Genomic DNA, 24763 nt, shown 5'->3' with positions numbered 1-24763 from the left:
AGCTCCCGCCGCGACCCAAATTTAATTGCACAAAATTTGGATTTATTTGCCAAGAAAATGCGTTTGTATGCATTTAAATCAAATGCCAGGATTGTTTAGGTGATCGAAAAAACAACACTCTATTTTTGTTGATTGGTGCTGCCGTCTCCGTGGCAGGCCCTGTCTTTGGGATCGACCCGCCATGAGCATGACCGAATTTCGGGGCCCCGGATTGTCCGAGAGCCAATGGCACCAGATCAAGACGCTGGCCACCACGCTCGACAACCGGCAGTTGCAATGGCTGAGCGGCTTCTTCGCCGGCATCGAGTTCAAGGCCGGCGACTGGGGAACGCACACCCCTCTCGTGCCGACGCAACAAGATGCCGCTTCCAGCCGCCGGATCACCATCCTCTATGGCAGCGAGACCGGCAACAGCAGCGCCCTCGCGGCAAGTCTTGCCGAGCGGGCCAGGGCCGAGGGGTTCTCGCCCCAGTTGTTCGACATGGCCGACTACAAACTGCGCGGCTTGAAGGAGGAACAGGATCTCCTTCTGATTGCCAGCACCTATGGCGAAGGAGACCCGCCCCAGCCGGCAGCGAATTTCTTCGAATTCGTCGAAAGCCGCAAGGCGCCCAGACTGCCGGGGCTGCGCTTTGCCGTGCTGGCTCTGGGGGACTCCACCTATGAACGCTATTGCGAGGCGGGCAAGCGCCTCGACCGGCGCTTCGAGGAGCTCGGCGCCATCAGACTGCAGCCGCGCGTCGACTGCGACGTCGACTATGACGAGCCGGCCGCGGCCTGGATGACCAACGTGCTCAGCCACATGGCCAAGCCGGCCTCGACGATAGCCGGCTCCCCGGCAGTGGCGGAACCGCGCACCAGCACTGGCTTCGACAAGCGGAATCCCTTCGCCGCACGCATCCTCGACAATCTCGTTCTGAGCGGGCGTGGTTCCTCCAAGCAGACCCACCATGTCGAGATCTCCCTGGAAGGCTCGGGACTGGCCTATGAGCCCGGCGACTGCCTGGGGCTGATGCCGAGCAACGATCCGGCTGTGGTCGAGGCCATGATCGGCGAGCTCGGTTTCGACGGCGCAGCGACGGTCACGGTGAAGGATACGCCCTTTGCGATCCAGGAGGCGCTCGCCCGCCATGTCGAGATCACCGCGCTGACGCCGCGTTTCATCGAGCATTGGGCAGGAATCACCGGTGCCGAAGCCCTGAGGCGCCTCGGCGATCCTGCCTCGGTCGAAGACCGGTCTGCCTTCATGCGCGGGCACCACATCCTTGACGTCGTCAGGCGTTTTCCGGCCAAAGGCCTCGATCCGCAGATGCTGATCGCCGGTTTGAGGCCGCTGCAGCCGAGGCTCTATTCCATTGCCTCGAGCCTGTCCGCCGCGCCTGACGAGGCCCATCTGACGGTCTCCACCGTCCGCTACGAGCTGGCAGGCGAGCCGCGTTCCGGCGTGGCCTCGGGGCATCTGGCCGATCGCGGCCAGCCGGACCAACAACTGCCGGTCTATATCCATGCCAATCCGCATTTTCGCCTGCCTGCCGACGACGTGCCCATCATCATGGTCGGTGCCGGCACGGGGGTGGCGCCCTACCGGGCCTTCATGCAGGAGCGCGAGGCACGCGCGAGCAGCGGGCGCAGCTGGCTGGTGTTCGGTGAGCGCAATTTCCGCACAGACTTCCTCTACCAGAGCGAATGGCTGGCCATGCTGTCCGGCGGGGTGCTGACCCGCATGGACGTGGCCTTCTCCCGTGACGGACATGAGAGGATCTATGTCCAGCACCGGCTAAAGGAACAGGCGCGCGACATCTTCGCCTGGCTGGAGGAAGGCGCCTCCTTCTATGTCTGCGGCGACGCCAGCCGCATGGCCCCCGACGTGCACCAGGCCCTGCGCTCGATCATCGCCACGCAAGGCGGCCTCGGCGCGGATGCCGCCGACGATTATCTGCAGCGCCTGCAGCGCGAGCATCGCTACCGGCGCGACGTCTATTGAGGCTGCTATGACCGATCTCATCGCCCCCACCGACCGCAGCCGCGACCTGTCGCAATCGCTTGAACACCTCGGTCCCGACGAAGCCCTGAAAGCCGACAGCGACCAGTTGCGCGGCACGATCAAGACCAGTCTGCTCGACCGGCTGACCGGCTCGGTCACGCCCACCGATACCAAGCTGATGAAGTTCCACGGCATCTACCAGCAGGACGACCGCGACCTGCGCGACGAGCGCCGGCGTCAGAAGTTGGAGCCGGCCTATCAGTTCATGGCAAGGGTGCGCCTGCCCGGTGGCGTGTGCACGCCCGCGCAATGGCTCAAGCTCGATGAGCTGGCCCGGGCTTATGGCCAGGAGACGCTGCGGCTCACCACGCGCCAGACCTTCCAATTCCACTGGCTGCTCAAGCACGATCTCAAGGCCACGCTCCAGGGCCTGCACGAAGTCCTGCTCGATACGATCGCGGCCTGCGGCGACGATTCACGCGGCGTGATGGCCTCGGTGAACCCGCATCTGTCGGCGCTGCATGCCGAGGTCTACCGCTACGCCCGGCAGGCCAGCGACCACGCCATTCCCCGTATGCCCGCTTATCACGAGATCTGGTATGGCGAGGAGCGCGTTGCTTCGTCCGAGCCGGAGGAGCCCTTCTACGGCCGGACCTATCTGCCTCGGAAATTCAAGATCGGCTTTGCCATTCCGCCGATCAACGACATCGACGTCTATGCGCAGGATCTCGGTTTCATCGCCATCGCCGAGCGTGGAAAGCTGGCCGGTTTCAACGTCGCCATCGGTGGCGGCATGGGCCGCACCGACCAGGCGTCGGCAACCTATCCGCGCCTTGCCGACGTGATCGGCTTCGTCGAGGCGGACAAGGTGCTGGCGGTCTGCGATGCCGTGATGGGCCTCCAGCGCGATTACGGCGACCGCAGGGACCGCTCGCACGCCCGCTTCAAATATACGATCGACGACCGTGGCCTCGACTGGATCACGGCCGAGATCGAGCTACGGCTCGGCTTCGGCCTGCAGCCGGCACGCCCCTTCGACTTCACCGCCAATGGCGATGCCCTGGGCTGGCAGGTGGGCGAGGATGGCCGCCATCACCTCACCTTGTTCATCGAGAACGGCCGTATCGCCAACCACCCCGGCCGGGCCCTGATGGACTTCCTGCGCGCGGTGGCGCGGATCCATACCGGCAGCTTCCGCCTCACGCCCAACCAGAACCTCATCATCGCCGAGATCGCGCCACAGGCCAGGGCCGGCATCAAAGCGCTGCTCACCGAATATGGCCTGGGCGCCAGCAAAGGCGAGAGCGGGCTGCGGCTCAACTCGATGGCTTGCGTGGCCTTGCCGACCTGCGGTCTCGCCATGGCCGAAAGCGAGCGTTATCTGCCTCATCTGCTCGACAAGCTCGAGGAAATCCTGCGCAGCCACGGCCTGACGGACGAGCCGATCACCATCCGCATGAGCGGCTGCCCCAATGGTTGCTCACGTCCCTATATCGCCGAGATCGGCCTCACGGGCCGGGCCCCAGGCAAATACAACCTCTATCTCGGCGGCGGCTTCCACGGGCAGCGGCTGAACAAGATGTATCTCGAAAATGTCGGCGAGACCGCCCTACTCGCGGCCCTCGACAAGACGCTCGGCCATTTCGCCAGGGAGCAGCAGGAAGGCGAGCGCTTCGGCGATTTCGTCATCCGCGCCGGCTATGTGGCGGAAGTGAAGGCCGGTCGCGATTTCAACGCCTGAATCATCATAATCCAGCAAGGAAAGCCCCGATGTCGATCCAGCTCGGCCAGATCGCCCCCAATTTCATCCAGAACAGCACGGAAGGACGCATCAGCTTCCATGATTGGCTGGGCGAGTCCTGGGGTGTCCTGTTCAGCCACCCCCGCAACTTCACGCCGGTCTGCACCACCGAACTCGGCGAGGTCGCCCGCCTGAAACCCGAATGGGACCAGCGCAACGTCAAGGTGCTCGGCCTGTCGGTGGATCCGCTCGACGCTCATGCCGCCTGGGGCGAGGATATCGCGTCGACCCAGGGCCATGCCCTCAATTTCCCGCTGCTCGCCGACGCGGACGGCGCCGTGGCGCATCTCTACGGCATGATCCATCCCGAGGCCGATGCCAATGTCACCGTGCGGGCCGTGTTCGTGATCGACCCGGCCAAGAAGGTAAGGCTGGTGCTGACCTATCCGCCGAGCGCCGGGCGCAATTTCGCCGAGATCCTGCGCGCCATCGACAGCCTGCAGCTGACCGATGCCCAGAAGGTCTCCACCCCGGTCAATTGGGAGCCCGGCCAGCCGGTGATCATTTCGCCGAGCCTCAGCGACGAAGCGGCCCGCGAGCGCTTCCCGCAGGGCTGGACTACGCTGACGCCCTATCTGCGCGTGGTGCAACTGGACGCCTGACGAACCCGGAATTACCCGGGCGGCGGGTCATGCTCAATGCAGCCCGCCGACCCCGAGCAGCCGCTCGATCACCTCCGGTTGCTCGGAAAGCGTGGCCGAGGCGCCGGACCAGGCGATGCGGCCCCTCTCCAGAATGACGACATGATCGGCGAAGTCGATCGCAGTCTGGATGCGCTGCTCGACCAGCAGGATGGTCATCTCGCCCCGGGCGGCGAGGCGCGAGAACACGGCCATCAGTTCCTCGCAGATGACGGGGGCCAGCCCTTCCAGCGGCTCGTCGAGCAGCAGCACCGTTGGCCGGCCCAGAATGGTACGGGCCGTGGTGAGCATCTGTTGCTCGCCTCCCGAAAGTTGCGAGCCGAGATTCCTGCGGCGCTCCTTGAGGCGCGGAAACATCGCATAGGCTTCCTCGATCGCCGGGCGGCCGCGGTTCTTGAGGCCGACGAAAAGATTCTCCTCCACCGTCAGCGAAGCGAAGATGCAGCGGGCCTGCGGGACATAGCCCAGACCGCTGCGGGCGCGCGAGGCGCTGTCGAGCGGGCTGATATCCCTGCCGCCAAGGCACAGCGTGCCGCCATAGCGCCGGGTCTGTCCGGCGATGGTGGCGAGCAATGTCGTCTTGCCCATGCCGTTGCGCCCGAGCACGGCCAGGCGCCCACCGGCGGGAACGGCGAAGGAAATGTTCTCCAGCACCCGGGTCGGGCCATAGCCGGCGCTGAGATCGCTGATTTCAAGCGGCGTTGCGGTCATGCTGACTGCTTCTCATGGGCATAGTTTCCAAGATAGGCCTGGCGGACACGCGCATCCTTCGTCACCTCCACAGGAGAACCATCGAAGATGATGGCGCCGGCGGCCAGCACGATGACACGCCGGGCGAACCGGAAAACCAGATCCATGTCATGCTCGATCATCAGCACGGCGAGGTCGGCGGGCAGGCCGGCCAGCGCTTCCTCGATGCGGGGCGTATCGCTTTGCGGCACGCCGGCAGCCGGCTCGTCGAGCAGGAGAACCTTGGGCTTGAGCGCCAGCGCCAGCGCGATCTCGAGCAGGCGCTGCTGGCCATAGGCGATTTCCGCGACCGGGCGCGTGGCGATGGCTGCCAGGCCGAGCGTAGCCAGCAATTCGTCAACCTCGGCCATCACGTCGGGTTTTGCAAGATAGTGGCCGAAGAGACGGCTGGCACGGCCCGTGCGCTGCATGACGGCAAGAGCCAAATGTTCCTGCGGCGTCATGTCGGGAAAGAGCCGGGTGACCTGGAAGGAGCGTACCAGACCCCGGCGGACGCGCGCCGTCGGTCCGAGCCCGGTGACGTCCCTGCCGGCGAGCATCACCTTGCCGGAATTGGGCACGAGATGGCCGGTGACCAGATTGACGAAGGTGGTCTTACCGGCACCGTTCGGGCCGATCAGGGCGACACGGTCGCCGGCGTTCAGGGTGATCGACAGGCCCTGCGTCACGGCAAGGCCGCCGAAGGATTTCTCCAGATCGAGGGTCTGAAACACCGCGCTCATCCGCCCCTCCCCTTGAAACGGGCAAGCAGTGCGGCAGCCGAACCATAGAGGCCACGCGGCGCGAACAGTACGACCGCGATCAGCAGGGCACCAATGATGGTAAGCCAATGGAACGGATTGGCCGCCGAAACGAAATCCTCGAAGCCCATGAAGGCAATCGTGCCGACGAGCGCCCCGTAGAGCGAGCCGGTGCCGCCGAGCACGAGCATGACCAGGGCCTCGGCCGAAAGGGTGAAGCTCAGGCTGTCGAGGCCGACAACCTGGGTGGAAAGGGCGTTGAGCCCGCCGCCCAGGCCGGCCACGGCGCCGGAGATGACATACATCTTCAAAAGCGTGCCCTGAACCGAAGCGCCCATGGCGCGGATACGGACGGGGTCCTGCCGGATGCCGCGGCAGAGCATGCCAAAGGGCGAGCGCACGACCAGCCTGAGCAGGATGAAGACGACGAGGAGAAGCGCCCCCCCCAGTCCATAGGCGGTACGGCCCCACAGGTCGAATTCGAACAGACCGAAGACCGGATCGGGGGCGATGCCCGACAACCCGTCACTGCCGCCTGTATAGGCCGAAACCTTGTTGGCGACTTCATGGAAGAGATGGACCACAGCGATCGACAGCACCAATTGCGCGAGCCCGTGCCCGCGCAGGATCACCGCACCAGAGACCAGGCCGGCGAGCGCACCGCCGACGGCCGAGATGGAGAGCATCGCCAGGGGATCGGTGACGTTCCACTGCACGGCAGCCATGCCGGCGGCATAGGCGCCGGCACCATACAAGGCCGCATGCCCCAGCGTGGCGACGCCGCAAAAGCCGGTGACGAGGTCGAGCGAAAGCACGAGCAGCGCAACCGAGAGGATGCGGGTCAGCAGCGCCAGATTATCCGGAAAGAGCACATAGCCGATGGCGGCGGAGGCTAGGATGGCCGCAAGACCGGCCAGGTCGCGCCTCAGCCAACTGGTTTGCGATGTTTCTCCCCGGCCGGCCATAGGTTTGTTCTCCGCCATCTCCATCTAGGCGCTCCTGCCCATCAGGCCACGCGGGAAGACGCAGACAATGGCGATCACGGCGAGATAGAAGAAGAATTCCCCATATTCAGGCAGGAGATAGCGGCCGGCAGTGTCGACCAGACCGAGCACCAGACAGGCCAGCAAGGCGCCGGGGATCGAGCCCGCTCCGCCGACGCAGACCACCACCAGGAAGGTCACCATATAGCGCAGGGCATAATAGGGCTCGATCGGCAGGAGTTCGGCACCGACAATGCCGCCAAAAGCTGCAAGGCCGACGGCGATCGCGAAGCTGACGGCGTAGACGGTTCCGGTGCGCACGCCCAGCGAAGCTGCCATGGCGGCATTGTCCACCGCGGCGCGCAGTTCAATGCCGAAACCGGTCTTCTCGATCAGATACCAAAGGGCCAGGGCAACGCCCAGGCCACAGGCGATGGCGAACAATTTATGCGCGGCGATCGAGCGAAAGCCGAGATCCGCCGGGCCACTCAGCATTTCCGGCAAGGGAATGGTCTTGAGCGTGGGGCCGAAGACGTAATTGGCGATGCCGATGACACAGAAGGTGATGCCGATGGTCATCAGCACCTGGGTGAGTTCGGGCGCCCCATAGAGCCGGCGGTAGAGCAGACGCTCCAACGGAAGGGCGATCACCACCGTGCCCGCGATGGCCAGCATGATGGCCAGGACATATCCCAGGCCGAGTGATTGTGCGGCGTAGGACGCGATATAACCGCCAATCATGGCGAACGCGCCGTGGGCAAGGTTGATCACCCGCATCAGCCCCATGGTCACGGACAGCCCGATGGAAATAACGAACAGCACCATGCCATAGGCAAGGGCATCGATACCCACGCTGAGAATGGTTTGCATGGCCTCATCCAGCATTGGAGGAATGACGATTTTCTCAAATCGTTGTTTGCTCTATTTCCTTTTCATGAAGCATTTTCTGAATCGAGATCCATCGGAAGATACTTTCATCCGAATGCCGCTTGCGTCCGCCCGAGGCTCTCGATGAGCGGCTGCTATTTCGAAGCCGCCAGCCCGGGGTCGCCCTGCTTCTCGAAAGTGGCGATTTCCTTGTTGTAATAGCTGCCGTCCTCGGCCTTGGCGACCTCGCGCAGATAGATGTTCTGGGTGATGTGACGGCTTTCAGGGTCGATCGAGACGGGTCCTCGCGGGCTTTCCCAGGCCAGGCCCTTGACGGCATCCACGGCCTTCTGGGCGTCCTGCTTGCCAGCCGTCGCCTCGATCATCTTGTAGATGACATGCATGCCGTCATAGGCTCCGACCGCCGGAAACGACAATTCGCTCGGGTTGCCGATGGCCTTGCGAGCCGCCTCGACGAATTTCTTGTTCTCGGCCGAGTCATGCGAGACGGCATAATGGAAGGTGGTCAGCAGGCCCTCAGCCGCCTGGCCGAGCGCCGGCAGGTCCGACTCCTGGGTAAGGTCTCCGGGCGCGAGCAGCTTCACGCCCGCCTTGGCCAGCCCATTCTCGTTATAAGCCTTGACGAAGCCGAGCGTGGTCGGCCCCGACGGCAGGAAGGCGAACAGGGTATCGGCGCCGGAATCCTTGACCCTTTGCATGATCGGACTGAAATCGTTGGTCGACAGGGGCATGCGGATGGTGCCGACGACCTCGCCGCCAACGCCGGTGAAGCTGGTCTTGAAGGCGTTCTCGGCATCGACGCCGGGGCCGTAATCGCTGACCACCGTGATCGCCTTCCTGGCACCGCGCTCCTTGGCGACCTTGGCCATCGGCGCGGAGGTCTGCCAGGTGGTGAAGGAAGTGCGCACCACGAGCGGGCTCTTGGTCACGATGGCTGATGTTGCCGCATTCATCACCACGAGCGGCACATTGGCCTGCTTCAGCAGTGGGGTGACGGCCATGGCGTCCGGCGTAAAATAGAAGCCGGCGAGATACTGGACGCCTTCCTTCACCACGAGTTCCTGGGCCAGCGCCTTGGACTGCGCAGGATCGGCCTGGGGCACGTCGCGATAGATGATCTGGATGTCGTCATTGCCGGCCTTGCTGCCGTGCAGGGCCTGATAGGCGTCGATGCCCGCCTTGAAATTCTTGCCCTGAATGGCGAAGGGCCCAGAGAACGGACCGATGACGCCAACCTTGATGGTTTCGGCCAGGGCACTACCGGACAGCATGGCTATCGCCAAAGTAGCGAAAACAGATCTGGCGGCGAGAACGGATTTTTTCATTCTTTCCTCCCAAAGCCGGACCAGCGCTTTTCGGGCACGCCGCTCGCAGGCTTTCCATATTGGTCAAATGTGACGTGTTGATTGGTAATGTAAAATGAAAACAAGCGCTCGAAATATAACCTACAGGATATGTGATGGAGCTGACGCTAAGCGATTTCAGTAGGGAAGACCGACATAGTTTTCGGCAAGCGCCGCAGACGCCATCTGCGAATGAACGAGGTAGTCGAGTTCGGCCTCCTGGATCCGTTGCCCGAAATCGTCGGTATCCGGGAAGCGATGAAGCATCGTCGTCATCCACCATGAAAAACGCACCGCCTTCCAAACGCGGGACAAAGCCCGGCTCGAATAGGCATCGATGCCGGCCGATGACTTCTCCCGATAGAATTCCCGCAATCCCCAATAGAGATAGCGCACGTCACTGGCGGCGAGGTTGAGCCCCTTCGCCCCGGTGGGCGGCACGATATGGGCGGCATCGCCGACCAGGAACAGGCGCCCGAAACGCAAGGGCTCGGCGACGAAGGAGCGCAGTGGCGCGATCGACTTCTCGAAGGAGGCTCCGGTGACGATGCCGGCCGCAGCCTCGGCAGGCAGGCGCCGGCGCAGCTCATCCCAGAAGCGATCGTCGCTCCAATCCTCGATCCTGTCGTCAAGCAGGCACTGCACATAATAGCGGCTGCGATGGGTCGAGCGCATCGAACACAGCGCAAAGCCCCTGGGATGGTTGGCATAGATCAGTTCGTGGCCGGCCGGCGGCACCTCGGCAAGAATGCCGAGCCAGCCGAAGGGATAGGCTCGCTCATAGGTCCTGATCGCGGTCGACGGCACCGATTTGCGGCTGACGCCGTGGAAGCCGTCGCAGCCGGTGATGAAGTCGCAATCGATGCGATGGCCGGCACCGTCCTTTTCATAGGTGACATAGGGCGCCTCGCCACTGAAGTCGTGGGGCTCGACATTCCCGGCCTCGTAGATGGTGGCCAAGCCGGCTGCCTCGCGTTTGTCCATCAGGTCATGCGTCACCTCGGTCTGGCCATAGACCATCACGCGCTTGCCGCCGGTCAGGGCCGCCAGGTCGATGCGGTGCAACCTGCCGTCGAAGGCCAGCGAGATGCCCTCATGCGGCAGGCCTTCGGCATGCATGCGCTCGCCTGCGCCGGCTTCGTCGATGAGATCCAGCGTACCTTGCTCGAGCACGCCTGCACGCACGCGACCGAGCACATGATCGCGGCTGGCACGTTCGAGGATGATATTGGCGATGCCCGCATTGGCCAGCAATTGTCCAAGCAGCAGGCCGGAAGGCCCCGAGCCGATGATGACCACCTGTGTGCGCATTTCCTGCCCTCATCGCCGCGAGTTCCATGCCATCGGCAGGCCCGGGTCGGTTTTCGTTCCATTCCTGCTTCGGGATCGCGACTATCTGTCGGCGAGCACACCGATACTGTCGATCTGGGCGGCGAGTTCCCCCGCCAGCCGCAGCGACGCCGCGGCCGCCACGGCCATTTGCGGCAGAAGCAGCCATTCCAATGTCCACGCGGCACCCGAGCGTTCCTGTTCGTGCAGCAAGGCCTGATGCATGCCGGCAAGCTGGGTGGCGTTGAAGCGGGCGAGCGTGACCAGCACCTCCGCCGCCACCGGATTTTGCTTGTGGGGCATGGCGGAGGACCCGCCACCCGCCGATAAGGCAATCTCGCCGCCATCCTGGGCCATCAGGGCGATATCCTGGCCGAATTTGCCGAGGCTTCCGGTGATCAGCGACAATAGATTGGCGAAATCGGCGAGCCGGTCACGCTGGCTGTGCCATTGCGCGGCATCGCCGAGGCCGAGGCGAGCCGCGAGCCGGGCCCGGACGGCAGCGGCCTTGGCCCCGAGCTTGTCCAGCGTGCCCGCAGCCCCGCCGAACTGCACCACCAGCAATGCCGGCCGCAGGGTTTCCAGCCGTTTCCTGTGCCGTTCCAGCGGTTCGCGCCAAGCCTGTATACGGTCGGCGACAGTGATTGGGATCGCCGCCTGCATGCGGGTGCGGCCCATCAGCCTGCGGCTGCCGAATTCGAGTTCCAGGCCAGCCAGTTTCGCGACCATCTCGACCAACAGGTCATCCAGCCGCTGCAAAACCGACACCAACCGCAATATCAGGGCGGTATCGATGACATCCTGGCTGGTGGCGCCGAAATGCAAGCTATCGTTGGCGGGCGTCCCAACCGCCTCACGCAATTGGCGCACCAGCTCCGGCACGATGACGCCGTCACGAGCAACGCCGCGTCTGAGCGCCTCGATATCGGGGACGAACGAGGCCAGGGCGGCGGCGATCGTCGCGGCGACATCGGCTTCGATGACCCCCTCCTCGGCTTCCGCCTCGGCGAGGGCAAGCTCAAAGGCCAGCATCGCCGCCATCTCCACCTCGAAGGAGAACTGGCGCACCGTTTCTTCATCGCCCAACAGGGCGGCAAGAACGGGATGATCGAGGGGCGAGACTGTCATATGTCGAAGAACACCGTTTCGTGCTCGCCCTGCAGGTGGATGTCGAAGATATAGGCATCCCCTTCGCGCGCCGCGACGAGCGTGGCGACGCGATGGCGATGCTCGATGCGGGCCAGCACCGGGTCCTCGGCATTCGCCTCCGCCTCATCGGCGAAATATAGGCGGGTATGCAGGCCGAGATTGATGCCGCGGGCAACGATCCAGACGGTGAGATGCGGCGCCATCAGGCGGCCATCCTTGAACGGCACCCGGCCGGGCTTGACCGTCTCGAACACACACTCGCCGGTCGTCATGTCCGTCGCCTTACGGCCCCAGCCGGTGAAATGGGGATCGGCCTTGCCGCGCCGTTCCGATGGCGAATTGTAGAGACCCGCATGGTCGGCCTGCCAGATCTCGACCAGCGCATCCTTGAGTGGCGTCCCCAGGCCGTCGATCACGCGCACCCGCACGCTGATGCGCTCGCCCTTGGTCGCATCGTTGACCATGACATCGCCGAGGTCATGATCATAGACGCCTGCTATCTCCGCGAAATTCGGCGTCAACCCGATATGGACATAGGGACCGGCAGTCTGCGAGGGGCTTTCCTTGAAGCGGTCGAGAGCCTGAACCATCAATTGCCCTCCAGCCGGTTCTCGAACATCGTCGAGCGGCGCCCGCGCAGCACGATGTCGAACTTGTAGGCGCGGGCGTCCATGGGGATGGTCGCCTGCATGTCGAGGGCTGCGATCAAGCTTTCGATACCGGCCTTGTCGGGGATCGTCTTCACGATCGGGCAGAGCCAGATCAGCGGATCACCCTCGAAATACATCTGCGTGATCAGGCGCTGGGCAAAGCCATGGCCGAACACCGAGAAATGGATATGGGCGGGGCGCCAGTCATTGACGCCATTCGGCCAGGGATAGGGACCGGGCTTGATGGTGCGAAAGGCATAGCCGCCGTCCTGATCGGTGATGGTGCGGCCGCAGCCGCCGAAATTCGGGTCGAGCGCGGCGAGATAGCCTTCCTTCTTGTGCCGGTAGCGCCCGCCGGCATTGGCCTGCCAGAATTCGAGCAGTGCACCCGGCACACCCTTGCCGCGCTCGTCGAGGACACGCCCGTAGACAATGATGCGCTCGCCGATGGCACTCTCGCCCGGCCTGGCGAAATTGTGGATGAGGTCATCGTCGAGCGGTCCCAAAAGATCATGGCCGAACACCGGCCCGGTGATCTCGGACAGTGTATTGTCGAGCGACAGCAGCGCTTTTTGCGGCGAACGCAGCACGGATGTCTTGTAGGGCGGCGTCAGGGCCGGCGGATGCCAGCTTCTATCGCGCTGGAAGAAGGCGCCCGTCTCGGGCCGGAGGTCGGTGCGTTCAGCGGACATCGGATTTTCCTGCCTCCTCGTCCATCTGGGCGAATACCTGCTTCGCGATCCTGATGGCCCGGTTGGCCGCCGGCACACCGGCATAGACAGCCACATGCAGGAAGGCCTCGCAGATGTCCTCCCGCGTCGCGCCGGTATTGGCGGTCGCCCTGACATGCATCGCCACTTCCTCGTCATGGCCGAGTGCCGCCAGCAAAGCGAGGGTGACGATCGAGCGCTCCCGCTTCGTCCAGGTCGGACGCGACCATACTGTTCCCCAGGCAGCCTCGGTGATCAGTTCCTGGAACGGGCGGTCGAAATCGGTGGAAACGCCCTCCGCATGGTCGACATGGGCATCGCCGAGCACGGCGCGGCGAACGGCGAGGCCCTCGCGATATCTGGCCGAGCGTGGCGCCGGAACACTCATTGCAGGATCACTCCGATGGCAGGCGTGCGAGAAACTGGGTGATGAGGGCAACGAGCATGGCGGGTTGCTCGATGCAGGGAATATGGCCGGCGCCGGTGATGACCTCGAATTGCGAGCCAGGAATGATCTTGGCCATCGAGCGCACCAGAGCCGGTGGCGTCGAACCGTCCTGATCGCCGACGATGCAAAGTGTGGGAACGGCGATCGCCTCGGCGGTCCTGGTATAGTCGGCATCGCGTATCGCCGCGCAGGTCGCGGCATAGCCCGCCACGGACTGACGGGTAAGCATGTTGCGGCAACCGTCCAGTTCGGCCTTGCGCTCGGCATGGAAACGCGGCGTGAACCACAATTTCATCACGGTATCGGCGATCGCGGCGATCCCGTCCTCCTGAACGGTAGCGATGCGGCTGTTCCAGCCATCGGCGGTACCGATCATGTGCGCCGTGTCGCACAGCACCAGGCCTCCGACGATCTCCGGCCGGCGGTCGGCGAGGCCAAGCGCGATCAGGCCGCCGACCGAAAGGCCGCACAGCACCACGTCCTCGATGCCGAGATGATCGATGAGGCCGAGGAGATCGCCGACATGATCCTCGATCGCATAGGGGGTGGCGCCAAGGTCGGATAGCCCATGGCCGCGCTTGTCATAGACGAGCGTCGAGATCGAGCCGCCAAGTGCGCCGGCTACCTCGTTCCAGATGCGCAGATCCGTGCCGAGCGAATTGATGAAGACGAGGTGCCGCCCGCCCCGCCCGGCCGGTCTGTGGTCGAAATGCAGCGTGATGCCGCCGATGGTGATGAACTGCACGGTCGTCTCCTCTCCACGAAGATGGATGACGCTATTGGTTTGGTAAAATCATATTTTCTAGCGTTATCTTAACTGCTGGGTTATGGATCGCCATGATCGACAGCCGTGTCAAGTTCCGCCATCTTCAGACTTTCCTGGAAGTCGCGCGCCAGAAAAGCGTGGTGAAGGCGGCCGGTGTGCTGCATGTCAGCCAGCCGGCAGTGACCAAGACGATCCGTGAGCTCGAGGAAGCCTTGGGCGTCAGCGTGTTCGAACGGGACGGCCGCGGCATCAGGATGACCCGGACCGGCGAAGTGTTCATGCAGCATGCCGGCCTCGCCGTCAGCGCCCTCAGGCAGGGGATCGATTCCGTCGCCCTGGCCGGCGCCAAGGTGGGGCCGCCCCTTCGCATCGGCGCGCTGCCGACGGTCTCGGCCCATATCATGCCGCTCGCCATGCAGTTCTTCCTCAAGGAGGACACCGGCGTCACCGTCAAGATCGTGACCGGGGAAAACAGCGTCCTCCTGGAGCAGTTGCGCATCGGTGAACTCGACCTCGTGGTCGGGCGCCTGGCGGCGCCGGACAAGATGACGGGCTTTTTCTTCGAGCACCTCTATTCGGAGCAGGTCGTGTTCGTGGTGCGTCCTGGACATCCGCTGCTGAACAGCGGCGGCAACCTGTTCGAGCAGATGGGCGCCTACCCCGTGCTGATGCCGACGCGCGGCTCCGTCATCCGCCCCTTCGTGGAGCGCATCTTCATCGCCAATGGCGTCGCGACCGTGCCGACGGAAATCGAGACGGTGTCGGATTCCTTCGGCCGGGCCTTCGTGCGCCGGAGCGATGCGATCTGGGTCATCTCGCACGGTGTGGTCAGCAACGACATCGAGGAAGCCACCTTGAGGACCCTGCCGATCGAGACCAGTGATACCAAGGGACCGGTCGGCCTGACCATGCGCACCGACATGGTGGCCCACCCCGCCTTCACAATTCTGCTCAGGACCATCCGCGAGGCGGCCGGGAAGCTCGGTTGAAAGCCGGCGTGGTTCGGCGACTACTCGTCTTTGTCCCCGCCATCCTCATCGGCCTTACGGCGTTCGATCACGGCCTGCACCTGCGTGAAGTCGGAAGGGGCCATCGACAGCCCCTCGATCTTGTCGCTCCCGAGTTGGTTGACGGTCGCCCGCAATTCTCTCACCGGCACGACCTGCACATCGCCGCCACGCAGCATGATCGCCACTGTTCCCGGCTCGACCAGATCGCTGGCCACAATGCCGAGGCCGTCCAACAAGATGACTTCACCGGTCACGCATCACTCTCCCCTAAGCTACTTCTCCTGACCGAGCCACCAGGACGATCGAGAGGAGTTTGCAGCATGCCAGACATTTGCAGGATTCCCGGCAAGGCCCATGGACGGGCCTTGCCGGGAATCCTGCATGGTCTCTCCATGCGCCTACCATAGGGGGATCGGAAAGGTGTACCAACCTTTTAAGACTGCCGTCTCGCGTCGATCTCCGCGAGCAAGGAAGTCATTGCAGGCGAAAGCGCTGCTGCAGAATTGCCGAGGGATGGACGATCGACCTCGCTTCGAAGCGACTGCATTTGGAAGACGTCACTGGAACCCGGAAGGGGGCGCCGAAACAAAGGGCCAGTGTCAAAGCGCATTCCTTACAAACCACGCCTTTCTCCATCCCCTTGTTTCAACACTTTTTCTTAACCGAAAAGCCTGTCGACCTTTCTGGAAAATGCCCTAGGCGTTGCCCTTCTTGGCCCTGCCCCGCGCCGTGCGAACCGGAGCCTTCTCCTTGGTCTGTCGGCCTTGCTGACCCAGACCGAGTTCCTTTGCCAACCGTGAGCGATGGGCCGAGTAATTCGGTGCCACCATGGGATAGTCGGCGGGCAGCCCCCATTTCTCGCGGTATTGCTCCGGCGTCATGTCATAGGCGCTGCGCAGGTGCCGGCTCAGCGACTTGAACTTGCGTCCATCCTCCAGGCAGATGACATAGTCGGGCGTGACGGACTTCTTGATCGGCACCGCCGGCGCTGCCGCAACGACGGGTTCGATTGGCCTTCCAGTATTCAGATCGCTCAACCGTCCATGTACCGATCTGATGAGTTCGGAAAGGGACGAAGAGGAGACCTGATTGTTCGCCACATAGGCAGAGACGATATCGACCGTCAGGTCGACCAGTTTCGTGTCAGCTTCAAGCACGTTGAGCCACTTTCGTTGTTGTGTTGATTTCAAAGTGAGTGAAGTTTTCTTAGTGACCGCAGCGTTGTGGACCCTATTGCCGCGGTGAGTCTGTGACACTCAAGCAAATTTCCACCCATGTAAAGCCGTGCTGGGCAAGTCTTTGGGCCTATCCTCAGGCAACACCGATAGTGCTGGCGATTCGACCGGCCCGGCCTTCGGCCATCACGTATAAGACTGTCGATATGCTTAAGAAAAAGGCAGTCCCTCTTCTTCCCGGATGCAGGCCGAGGCCATAGGCAGCCAGGCAGGGCACTGGTGGCACCGCTCCGCCGAGCCATCGATTGGCCTCGAGGAGTTCCTTCGGAAACATCACGCAATCCTCGTCTGCCGCAACGAAGACCCAGGCCGGCCTCATAGTTGCCAGGAATAGCCACCGTCATGACGGGCTGACGATTGAACGACTTCAAGAAAGTCGTCAATATCATCCTCCGATCTGGAGAGTTCACCAATGAGGATTGCCTTCGCCTTGTCTTGCGCTGGCCTGATCGCCTGCTTGGGCACCGCCTCGGCCTGGGCCGATGGCGCCAGCTGCAGCGACATCAAGCGCGCGTTGGTCTCCGCGAATATGGACTTGATGCGCATCGAGCGAGGACCGCTGCCTGTCGCGCCGGTGCAGGCCGCCTTGGTGATCGGCCAGATGTCTGCCCTCACCCAACTCACCCAGCTTGCCTGCGACGAGGAGGATGCTCGCCAGATCGCAAAGGTTGTCGGGGTTCGCCTGCGTGGCCTGCAGGCCATGCTGCCGATCGGTTCCGCCCCTACCGAGGGAGCGCAGGCTCCGGAAGCCCCTGCCGAGACGGCGGAAGCCCCGGAAAACCCACCGACGCCACCGCCGGCGCCGCCCAGCGAAGCCCGTCGACAGGCCACCCGAAAGCCAGCGAGTGCCGTCGGCTGCCATCGCGTCTATTATACGAGGGATGGCCATCGCTATTGGCGCTGCCAGCGCTGAGCGCAAGCAGCCTCGCAATCGCGCTTATTCGCTGCCTTCGCAGATCGGGGTCGGCCGCGGCGGCGGGGCGGGATGGTCGAGCTTGTACTGAGCCAAGACCGGCTCCAGGGTTTGTCTCGACCAATATTTGGGGGCACCAATCTCCCTCAGGCAGGCAGCGTTCCAATAGAGGCCAGCCCGGGCGGGCGACTGACCGGCTGCCACCGCGCGCGCGACATTGCTGACGTCGGCGGCTTCGGGATAGATATACAGCGTGGTCGGATAGTCCTTCACCATGGACAAGATCTGCTTCACATCCCCGAGCGACCAGCTGGTGCAGCCATTGCTGCGCCCGCCGGCATAGTCCACCAGCTTTCCAAAGGGAACATAACCGTCCTGGTTCGCATAGGGGCTACTCGGAGCCTTGCGCAGGCACACGCCCTTCAGGGCGACGGCGGCATGGCCCCCGATCGCGCGCTGGCGGGCATTGGCGGTCTCGCCCACGCCATCGAACTGGATGAAGGATCGCAGGAATGCTGCGTCCTGGTTCGCCGCCACGCGATAATAGCCCTTGAAAGAGGTCTTGGTTTCGGCCGTCACATAGGAACCGCCGGTCGTCAGTTCTGAATCCTGCGCATTGCCGAAATGCCTGGCGCAGCGTCGCCCGTTGGAAAAGTCCGCCACGCCTCTCAGATTGCGGCCGCCGCCATGCCCGGCCGAAATGGCCCGGAAGGAATGCTGGGATTCACAGATGATGTAGAAGCGTCCACCCGAACTGCCAGGATCGTTGGGCCGCGTCGCATCCATGGCGAAGTAGCAGGGGTTGCTGACGGCTCCCTCGCTTGCCTTCTGGATATAGAGAGCCCGGGCTCTTTGCAGGACCGGCAAGGCGATCTGTCCTTGCCCCTCGCCGACATTGGTCATCAGCCAGGAGGGAATGCCGGCTGCCAGGGCCCCACTCGATCCGCCGGCGATGGCGGCACCGAAGAACAGGCAGGCGACGCCCACGCCCTTCGCCAGCCTGGATTTCGGCCGCACCGAGCTTGTCGGCCTTCCAAAGCGCGACCCAAAGGCTGCTTCCAGGATCTCCATTCTGCGGGTGCGAGGGGTCGCCTTGAGCATGTGCGCCAACCGAGCCATCGTGAGTTCTTTCCCTCTTTTCGCCGAACCGGCCCGCGAAGAAGGCGCAGCACCAGGCGATGCGAAGACCAGGCGAGCACGGCCGCAATCGGCATGGGGTCAGGCTAGCCTGGAAGCGTTACGTTTCCTTTACTCGCCATGCATGTCGGTGGAGGACGGCAAATTGATGGAGAGCTTGCGTTGCGATGGAGAGCCGCTCTGGCGGCTAAAGGCGGCACCGTGGCGGCGACCTCAGCAGAGCTTCAGAGCGCCCGCTTTCGAGCTGCCCGTCTTACGGTCGATGACGAGTTCGAAACTCACCTTTTGTCCCTCGCGCAACTCGCCAAGGCCCGAGAGCGTCACGGCGGTGATGTGGACGAAGATATCCCGGCTGCCATTATCGGGCGCGATGAAGCCGTATCCCTTGGCAGGATCGAACCATTTGACAGTACCAGTGCTCATGCTGAGCCTCCCCCCAAGAGGCTTCAATCCCGGCTTTCGGCACCCAATGCGGATTCGGAGTTTTGCCAAAGACACCAGGCCACCCCGCAGACGCCATTCGTTCGGATCGCGTAGAATGTCTTCGGCAAGCCACCGGCAGGCTATTCCCGGTGGCACAGGCAAATGGCTCGCTGCCTCCGCTCCATTCAGAAAGAGCCCGACGTTTTGAACGCCGGGCAAGGTCGTGTCTTAGGACCTGTCACCCGCCAGCTCCTCCTAAGGCAGGTACTGGCAGTATCTCGATTTTCGCACGATCTCGTGATTTCGCCGTGACAAAATGCCTTCGGGACAACGGGGCTCAAGCACGATGGCGCAACAGGGCAATATGGCATTGCATGTGCATCGTCGTCAGGCCGCCGGGAAGGCTTCCTCGGAGCTCGTGCTTTCACGCTTCCCTTGATACTTTCGGGCGTAATGAGCAGGTGGCAGGCCGACATGCCGGCTGAAGGCAACGCTGAACGTACTCGCCGAGCTATAGCCCACCCGCTCGGCAATCTCGGCGATACCGCCCTCTCCATTCCGCAACTGGCGCTTGGCCAGTGCCATGCGCCAGGACAGCAGATACTCCATCGGCGAGACACCGACCACATGCCTGAACCTTTCGAAGAAAGCCGAACGGGACAGGGCTGCCGCCTGTGCAAGAAGCGCCACTGTCCACGGACGGGCCGGATCTGCGTGCATATGCCGGATCGCAGGCGCGAGGCGCCCGTCGGCAAGGCCGCACAGGAGTCCGGGAGAGGCTGTGGTGCGGGCTGTCGACCGTAGAGCCTCGATGAGAAGGACTTCCAGCAGGCGTGCCAAGACGACCTCACGCGCCGGTCGCAGCCCGCGTGATTCCTCGCCGACGAGTTTCACCAGGGTTGCGAGCCGGCTTTCGCCGCGCACATGGACGAGTTGCGGCAGCAGTGAAACCAGCAAGGCCGCATCCGGCGAAGCGAAGTGGCAGTAGCCGACCAGCAGCACGACGTCAGGCGGCCCGTCGGGAAGGCCGAGCCGGAATTCATTGTCACCGAGGGAAATCGGTGTGCTGTTGGCGACATTCGAGGCCATCGGAGCCAGGCTCGACATGGCGAAACCATAGGCCGCGGGGATCAGCGCAAAATCGCCGACCTGCAGCGCGATCGGCTCCTGTCCATCGGCTGCGAGGCGGCATGCTCCCTCGAGGACCGCACAGTAGAACGGCCGGCCGGCCTCGGTACGGCGCACGCGCCACGGCCCCGCCGCACCGACGATTTTCGAAAACCGGGCCTCCGGCTGGAGCAGCGTGACGATTTCAGCAAGCGGATCGGTCAAATTCGGACTTCTGCAAATGAAATATGGACTTCTCATTGTAGCAAGTCCGAGCCCCGCGATCTAGCTTTCCGGCTCCGCCAACCCTTTTGTGGAAGCCTTATGAAAACCATCCTGATTACCGGATGCTCATCCGGATTCGGCCTCGAAACGGCCCGCTATTTCCTCGATCGTGGCTGGAAGGTCATCGCCACGATGCGCATGCCGCGCGAGGAGATCCTGCCACGCTCCGAGCATATGCGCCTGCTGGCCCTCGACGTCACCGATCCCCACAGCATCGGCCAGGCCGTGGAAACCGCGGGGCCGGTCGATGTCCTGGTCAACAATGCCGGTATCGGCGTGCTGAACGCCCTTGAAGGCACTTCCATGGATGACATTCGCGAGGTCTTCGAGACCAACACACTCGGCACCATCGCGATGACACAGGCCCTGCTGCCCCAGTTTCGACAGCGCCGGGCCGGTGTCATCGTGAATGTCACCTCAAGCGTCACCTACAGGCCCTTTCCGCTGCTAGCCGTCTATAGCGCCAGCAAGGCGGCGGTGAATGCCTTCTCGGAATCGCTGGCGCTCGAGCTTGCTCCCTTCGACGTACGCGTTCGCCTGGTGCTGCCCGGACGTGCACCGGAAACCCGCTTTGGCGAGAATGCGCGAACTCGCATGCAGGACGGCATCCCCGATGCCTATGCCGACCTGGCGCAGAACGTCTTTGCCGAATGGGGAAAGGCAACCGCAACGACGAAGGCACAGGACGTCGCGGAAGCGGTATGGCACGCCGCGAACGACCCGTCCTGCCCTCCACGTATCGCCGCCGGCGCCGATGCCTTGGCGCTGGCGGGAACGAGCTGAAGCGCGGCAACGCTCGCCCATCGCTTTTTTCCGGCAGCGACGGTGAGTTCTCCTTGGTATCAGGTCTCAGTCTACCGCTCTCGGCGAGGCAGAACAGGAAGGTAATATTCTGCTTCAAATTGATAGAATACTGATAGTGTGACTGCTAACGAAACGTCATCTGCCTGGAATAGACAAGACAGAAGGCATTTTTTACGTCCAGGCACTGATCGGGCTTGATCAATTCTGCGACTGGGCCGTAGATCGGTCTTGGGGATGAACGTGATTTCCAAGCGATTCACCTGGTTGCGGGGGATGTTTCGTGGCGACTGACTCCAAGGGACGTGCAGTTTTTCGGTCGATCATCGGCGCTGGCGCTCTCGTCGCGCTGGGAGCGGTACTTTGGTTCGCCACACGCCCTCCCCCGCTGGTTGTGCAGGGTGAAGTCACGGCCAACCGGGTCGATATCAGTTCCCGGGTGGCCGGCCGCATCGCCAAGCTGGCCGTCGATGTTGGGGATAATGTCAAGCAAGGCGATGTGATCGCCCAGCTTGAGAGCCCCCAGCTCGATACCGGCCTGCTGGCGGCGAGGGCGGCCTTCAACGTCGCCAAGGCCGATTTCGAACGCGTCAACAGCACGCGGGCCGAGACGATAGACGCGCGCCGAGCGGACCTCGCTGCGGCGAAGGCCGACGTCGTGCTCTACCAGGAAGTCTCCAATCGCCAGGCCGCGCTGGTCAGGAGCGGCAACACACCCCAGCAGCGGGTCGATGAAGCCACGCGCAATCTCGAGGCCGCGACCCGCAAGCAGGAAGCGGCCGAGGCCCAGTTGCGGCTGGCGGAAAAGGGCGCGAGCGACGAGGAAAAGGCCCTGTCGGCCGCCCAGGTCAAGCAGGCCGAAGCCAGCCTCGGCCAGCGCGAGGCCGATGTGGCGGAGATGACCATCAAGGCCCCGATCTCCGGACAGGTGACCACGCGGGTCGCCGAACTTGGCGAGAATTTCAGTGCCGGCGCACCCATCTATTCACTCATCGACCTCGACGAGCCCTGGTTCACCTTCAATTTGCGCGAGGACTTGCTGGCCGGGCTCAAGGTCGGCGACAAGTTCGAGGTCACCATTCCTGCATTGGGTGCCAAGACGCTGACCGTCCATGTCACCACCATCAACGTACAGGGCCAGTTCGCGACATGGCGGGCCACCCGGGCCACCGGAGACTTCGACCTGCGCACCTTCGAAGTCCGGGCCAAGCCGGTCGATCGCGTGGAGGGATTGCGCCCGGGCATGAGCGTCATCGCGGCCTGGAACCGGCAAGGCCATTGAGATGACCGGTATTGGCCGCATCAGAGCCGGCTTCTGGCTGGTGTTCTGCCGGGAGTTCGCCTGGCTGCGCCGCCGCCCCTTCCTGCTGTGCCTGACCACGATCATACCCTTGATCCTGATCGGCGTGCTGTCGGTGACCTTCAGCGCAGGCCTGGTGACCCGCCTGCCGATCGCGGTGCTCGATCTCGACGGCAGCGACTTGTCGCGCCAGGTCATCCGCACCGTCGATGCCACGCCCGACACGGCGATCGGCATGCGCGTCGCCGATCTCGGCGAAGGCAAGCGGGCCATCCAGTCCGGCCAGATCTATGGCCTGTTGATGCTGCCAAAGAACCTGGAGCGCGATGTCTTTGCCGGGCGCCAGCCCCAGGTGGTGTTCTTCTACAACAATCAGCTGATGACCCCCGGCGGCCTTGCCTCGCGCGGCGTCAACAACGCCGTGCCGGCGGTCGAGGGGGCCGTGCGCATCTCGCTGCGGACCAGCCGGGGCACGCTCGCGGCGGCGGCGCAGCAGGCGATCACGCCGATCCCCGTGCAGACGCAGGCCCTGTTCAATCCCACCCTGAACTACGCTCATTTCCTGCTCGCCTGCATCATGCCGGCCGTGCTGCAGATCGTGATCGTGCTGTCCTCGGTCTATGCCGTCGGCCTCGATACGCAAACGCGCCATCGCCTGCGCATCCTGCGCCGGCTGGGCAACGGGCTATGGCCGGCCCTGGCCGGCAAGATGCTGCCCTACACGCTGATTTTCCTCGGGGTGCTCGGCCTTGGCGACGCCGTCCTGTTCGGCCTCCTCGGCTTGCCGCTGCGCGGCAATCCCTTCCTGCTGCTGACGGCCGGCACGCTCTATATCCTGGCCTGCCAGTTCTACGGCCTGGTGCTGACTTTGTTCATCAAGCCCGTCGCCTCCGCCCTGAGCCTGGCAACACTGATCGTTTCACCCGCCTTCGGCTATATGGGGATCGGCTTCCCCCGCCTGGGCATGAACGCCTTCGCCTATTGGTGGAGCGCCGGACTGCCGGGCACCTGGTACCTGACCGCCCGCATCGACCAGACGCTGCGGGGCACGCCGCCGGATCTGTCGCTGCATCCCATCGCGATCCTGCTCGCCTTCGTCATCGGCCTGGCGCTGCTGTCCGGCCTCAAGCTGGAGCTGATGGGCCGGCATACCCAGGCTGAAAAGCGGGCCGCCTTGGCAGCGCGGGCGGAGGCGCGGGCATGAGCGGCATCCTCAAGACCTTCAGGCACGAGCTGGGACGCATCTTCGCGCTCAAGGCGATCTTCTCGACCCTGTTCGTCGCCGCCCTGATCTATGCGGTCTATTATCCCCAGCCCTATCGCAACGAGGCGCTGCGCGACGTGCCGATCGCGGTGGTGGACCTCGACGGCACCACGGCCAGCCGCGAACTGGCGCGGCGGCTCGATGCCTCCTCGGACGTCGCGGTGGCGATGGCCCTGCCCAACCTCGCCACCGCCGAGCGCGAAGTCTTCAAGCGCACGCTCTCCGGTGCGGTGGTGATCCCGCTCCATTTCGAGCGCGACCTCCTGCATGGCCGCGCCTCGCCGATTTCCCTCTATTCCGACGCCAGCTATTTTCTGATCAACTCGCGCGTCGCCGGCGCCGTCAATACGGTGGCCCGCAGCTATGGCACGGAAGTCGAGACGGCTCGCCTGATCGGGCTTGGCATCGACCCGGCGGTCGCGGCTTCGGCGACCAGCCCGATGCCGCTCGTCTCCATTCCCCTGTTCAATCCCCAGGGCGGGTACGCGACCTATGTGCTGCCGGGCGCCTTCACCATCATCATGCAGCAGACCCTGCTGATCGCGGTCTGCCTGCTCGCCACCATCGCCGGCATGCCCGGCGTCGCCGGCCAGAGCATCCCCAATGTCGGCGCAACCGCCACGGTCCTGGGCAAGCTCGCCGCCTACCTGGCCGTGGCCGCGCTCCTGGTGCCGTTCTATTTCATCGTGCTTCCCTATTTCTACAACATTCCCCGGCTGGGCGCCCTCGGCACCATCGCGCTTCTCGCCCTGCCCTTCGTGCTGTCGGTCAGCGCGCTCGGCATGGTGATCGGGCTGATGCTGCGCTCGCCTTTGACCGTGCAGCTCACGGCCGCCGCCCTCGGCATGCCGCTCTTCTTTCTCTCGGGCTTTTCCTGGCCGATCGAGGCCGTGCCGCCCGTCCTGCGCGCTGTGGCCCAGCTCATTCCCGGCAGCATGGCCATCACCGGCATGACCCAGGTGGTCGAGATGGGCGCCTCGATCGACGATGTCAGGGTGCAGTTCCTCGGCCTGTGGGTGCTCGCCGCCGGCTATACCCTGCTCGCCATCCTGCTCGAATGGCGACGCCAGCGGCGCCAGGCGGCCCGATCCGCCCTCGCCTGAGCT

25 protein-coding genes are annotated in these 24763 nt (G+C 63.7%); 9 read left to right on the top strand and 16 right to left on the bottom strand.

The features are described 5' to 3' along the window. Positions 1–181: 181 nt before the first annotated feature. Genes QM672_RS15230 through QM672_RS15220 form a run of 3 tightly spaced genes read left to right on the top strand, consistent with a single transcriptional unit; the run spans position 182 to position 4387 of the window. Entirely contained in the window at positions 182–1984 is a 1803-nt protein-coding gene (locus QM672_RS15230; protein ID WP_415083519.1) for an assimilatory sulfite reductase (NADPH) flavoprotein subunit, read from the top strand. 7 nt (positions 1985–1991) lie between these two features. Beyond that, positions 1992–3725 (top strand): NADPH-dependent assimilatory sulfite reductase hemoprotein subunit, encoded by a 1734-nt coding sequence (locus QM672_RS15225; RefSeq protein WP_415083516.1) that lies wholly within the window; start codon positions 1992–1994, stop codon positions 3723–3725. 29 nt (positions 3726–3754) lie between these two features. After that, positions 3755–4387, top strand: a complete 633-nt coding sequence (locus QM672_RS15220) for a peroxiredoxin (RefSeq protein ID WP_367624437.1) — start codon at positions 3755–3757, stop codon at positions 4385–4387. Positions 4388–4420: 33 nt separating this feature from the next. On the opposite strand, the gene QM672_RS15215 is transcribed toward QM672_RS15220, so the two are convergent. From QM672_RS15215 to pcaD, 11 genes are all read right to left on the bottom strand, one after another. Beyond that, on the bottom strand, positions 4421–5137 hold the full coding sequence (locus QM672_RS15215; protein ID WP_415083513.1) for an ABC transporter ATP-binding protein: 717 nt from the start codon (positions 5135–5137) through the stop codon (positions 4421–4423). Further along, positions 5134–5898, bottom strand: a complete 765-nt coding sequence (locus QM672_RS15210; RefSeq protein ID WP_415083511.1) for an ABC transporter ATP-binding protein — start codon at positions 5896–5898, stop codon at positions 5134–5136. The genes QM672_RS15215 and QM672_RS15210 overlap by 4 nt, the downstream gene beginning before the upstream one ends. Then, positions 5895–6881, bottom strand: coding sequence for a branched-chain amino acid ABC transporter permease (locus QM672_RS15205; RefSeq protein WP_415083509.1), 987 nt, complete (start codon positions 6879–6881; stop codon positions 5895–5897). Before QM672_RS15205 ends, QM672_RS15210 begins: the two co-directional genes overlap by 4 nt. Positions 6882–6905: 24 nt before the next feature. After that, complete coding sequence (locus QM672_RS15200; protein ID WP_415083507.1) at positions 6906–7769, bottom strand: branched-chain amino acid ABC transporter permease; 864 nt, start codon at positions 7767–7769, stop codon at positions 6906–6908. 152 nt (positions 7770–7921) lie between these two features. Then, positions 7922–9112, bottom strand: a complete 1191-nt coding sequence (locus QM672_RS15195) for an ABC transporter substrate-binding protein (protein WP_415083505.1) — start codon at positions 9110–9112, stop codon at positions 7922–7924. Between the two features lie 156 nt (positions 9113–9268). Beyond that, positions 9269–10441 carry a 4-hydroxybenzoate 3-monooxygenase gene (pobA, locus tag QM672_RS15190; RefSeq protein ID WP_415083503.1) on the bottom strand — a complete coding sequence of 391 codons (1173 nt, stop codon included), beginning with the start codon at positions 10439–10441 and terminating at the stop codon, positions 9269–9271. A gap of 81 nt (positions 10442–10522) precedes the next feature. Then, positions 10523–11587, bottom strand: a complete 1065-nt coding sequence (locus tag QM672_RS15185) for a 3-carboxy-cis,cis-muconate cycloisomerase (protein ID WP_415083501.1) — start codon at positions 11585–11587, stop codon at positions 10523–10525. Next, a complete protein-coding gene (gene pcaG / locus QM672_RS15180) occupies positions 11584–12198 on the bottom strand; it encodes a protocatechuate 3,4-dioxygenase subunit alpha (protein ID WP_415083499.1) in 615 nt (204 codons plus the stop codon). Before pcaG ends, QM672_RS15185 begins: the two co-directional genes overlap by 4 nt. Then, on the bottom strand, positions 12198–12950 hold the full coding sequence (gene pcaH / locus QM672_RS15175) for a protocatechuate 3,4-dioxygenase subunit beta (RefSeq protein WP_367624444.1): 753 nt from the start codon (positions 12948–12950) through the stop codon (positions 12198–12200). The genes pcaG and pcaH overlap by 1 nt, the downstream gene beginning before the upstream one ends. Then, entirely contained in the window at positions 12940–13356 is a 417-nt protein-coding gene (gene pcaC / locus QM672_RS15170; protein WP_415083497.1) for a 4-carboxymuconolactone decarboxylase, read from the bottom strand. Before pcaC ends, pcaH begins: the two co-directional genes overlap by 11 nt. Positions 13357–13363: 7 nt before the next feature. Next, positions 13364–14161: a 3-oxoadipate enol-lactonase gene (pcaD, locus tag QM672_RS15165; RefSeq protein ID WP_415083495.1), complete on the bottom strand. Its 798-nt coding sequence runs from the start codon at positions 14159–14161 to the stop codon at positions 13364–13366. A gap of 92 nt (positions 14162–14253) precedes the next feature. On the opposite strand from pcaD, the gene pcaQ reads away from it, so the two are divergent. Continuing rightward, positions 14254–15171 (top strand): pca operon transcription factor PcaQ, encoded by a 918-nt coding sequence (gene pcaQ, locus QM672_RS15160; protein ID WP_367624446.1) that lies wholly within the window; start codon positions 14254–14256, stop codon positions 15169–15171. 20 nt (positions 15172–15191) lie between these two features. Here pcaQ and QM672_RS15155 read toward each other — a convergent pair whose 3' ends face one another. Together QM672_RS15155 and QM672_RS15150 are read right to left on the bottom strand one after the other, a co-directional pair. Beyond that, the gene (locus tag QM672_RS15155) at positions 15192–15446 is read right to left on the bottom strand and encodes a hypothetical protein (protein ID WP_311941039.1); all 255 of its coding nucleotides are present in this window, start codon (positions 15444–15446) and stop codon (positions 15192–15194) included. 441 nt (positions 15447–15887) lie between these two features. After that, positions 15888–16448, bottom strand: a complete 561-nt coding sequence (locus QM672_RS15150; RefSeq protein ID WP_376717790.1) for a MucR family transcriptional regulator — start codon at positions 16446–16448, stop codon at positions 15888–15890. Between the two features lie 391 nt (positions 16449–16839). Here QM672_RS15150 and QM672_RS15145 point away from each other — a divergent pair, with 391 nt between their 5' ends. Further along, a complete protein-coding gene (locus QM672_RS15145) occupies positions 16840–17340 on the top strand; it encodes a hypothetical protein (protein WP_415083492.1) in 501 nt (166 codons plus the stop codon). A gap of 24 nt (positions 17341–17364) precedes the next feature. On the opposite strand, the gene QM672_RS15140 is transcribed toward QM672_RS15145, so the two are convergent. The 3 genes from QM672_RS15140 to QM672_RS15130 form a co-directional block, all read right to left on the bottom strand. After that, positions 17365–18459 (bottom strand): hypothetical protein, encoded by a 1095-nt coding sequence (locus tag QM672_RS15140; protein ID WP_415083490.1) that lies wholly within the window; start codon positions 18457–18459, stop codon positions 17365–17367. A 231-nt stretch (positions 18460–18690) separates the two neighbouring features. Next, entirely contained in the window at positions 18691–18900 is a 210-nt protein-coding gene (locus tag QM672_RS15135; RefSeq protein WP_367624448.1) for a cold-shock protein, read from the bottom strand. 387 nt (positions 18901–19287) lie between these two features. After that, positions 19288–20232: an AraC family transcriptional regulator gene (locus QM672_RS15130; RefSeq protein WP_415083487.1), complete on the bottom strand. Its 945-nt coding sequence runs from the start codon at positions 20230–20232 to the stop codon at positions 19288–19290. Between the two features lie 99 nt (positions 20233–20331). Between QM672_RS15130 and QM672_RS15125 the strand changes: the two genes are divergently transcribed. From QM672_RS15125 to QM672_RS15110, 4 genes are all read left to right on the top strand, one after another. Next, positions 20332–21075 carry an SDR family oxidoreductase gene (locus QM672_RS15125; RefSeq protein ID WP_311944559.1) on the top strand — a complete coding sequence of 248 codons (744 nt, stop codon included), beginning with the start codon at positions 20332–20334 and terminating at the stop codon, positions 21073–21075. Between the two features lie 301 nt (positions 21076–21376). Beyond that, positions 21377–22375 (top strand): HlyD family secretion protein, encoded by a 999-nt coding sequence (locus QM672_RS15120; protein ID WP_367624450.1) that lies wholly within the window; start codon positions 21377–21379, stop codon positions 22373–22375. 1 nt (position 22376) lies between these two features. Then, the gene (locus tag QM672_RS15115; protein ID WP_415083484.1) at positions 22377–23597 is read left to right on the top strand and encodes an ABC transporter permease; all 1221 of its coding nucleotides are present in this window, start codon (positions 22377–22379) and stop codon (positions 23595–23597) included. Next, positions 23594–24760: an ABC transporter permease gene (locus QM672_RS15110; RefSeq protein WP_415083482.1), complete on the top strand. Its 1167-nt coding sequence runs from the start codon at positions 23594–23596 to the stop codon at positions 24758–24760. Before QM672_RS15115 ends, QM672_RS15110 begins: the two co-directional genes overlap by 4 nt. Positions 24761–24763: the final 3 nt, after the last annotated feature.

This window comes from Labrys sp. (in: a-proteobacteria) (assembly GCF_047605565.1).
Classification (GTDB): Bacteria; Pseudomonadota; Alphaproteobacteria; order Rhizobiales; family Labraceae; genus Labrys; species Labrys neptuniae.
The sequence above is the reverse complement of the archived record's forward strand: the minus strand, read 5'-3'. Positions and strand labels throughout refer to the sequence as shown.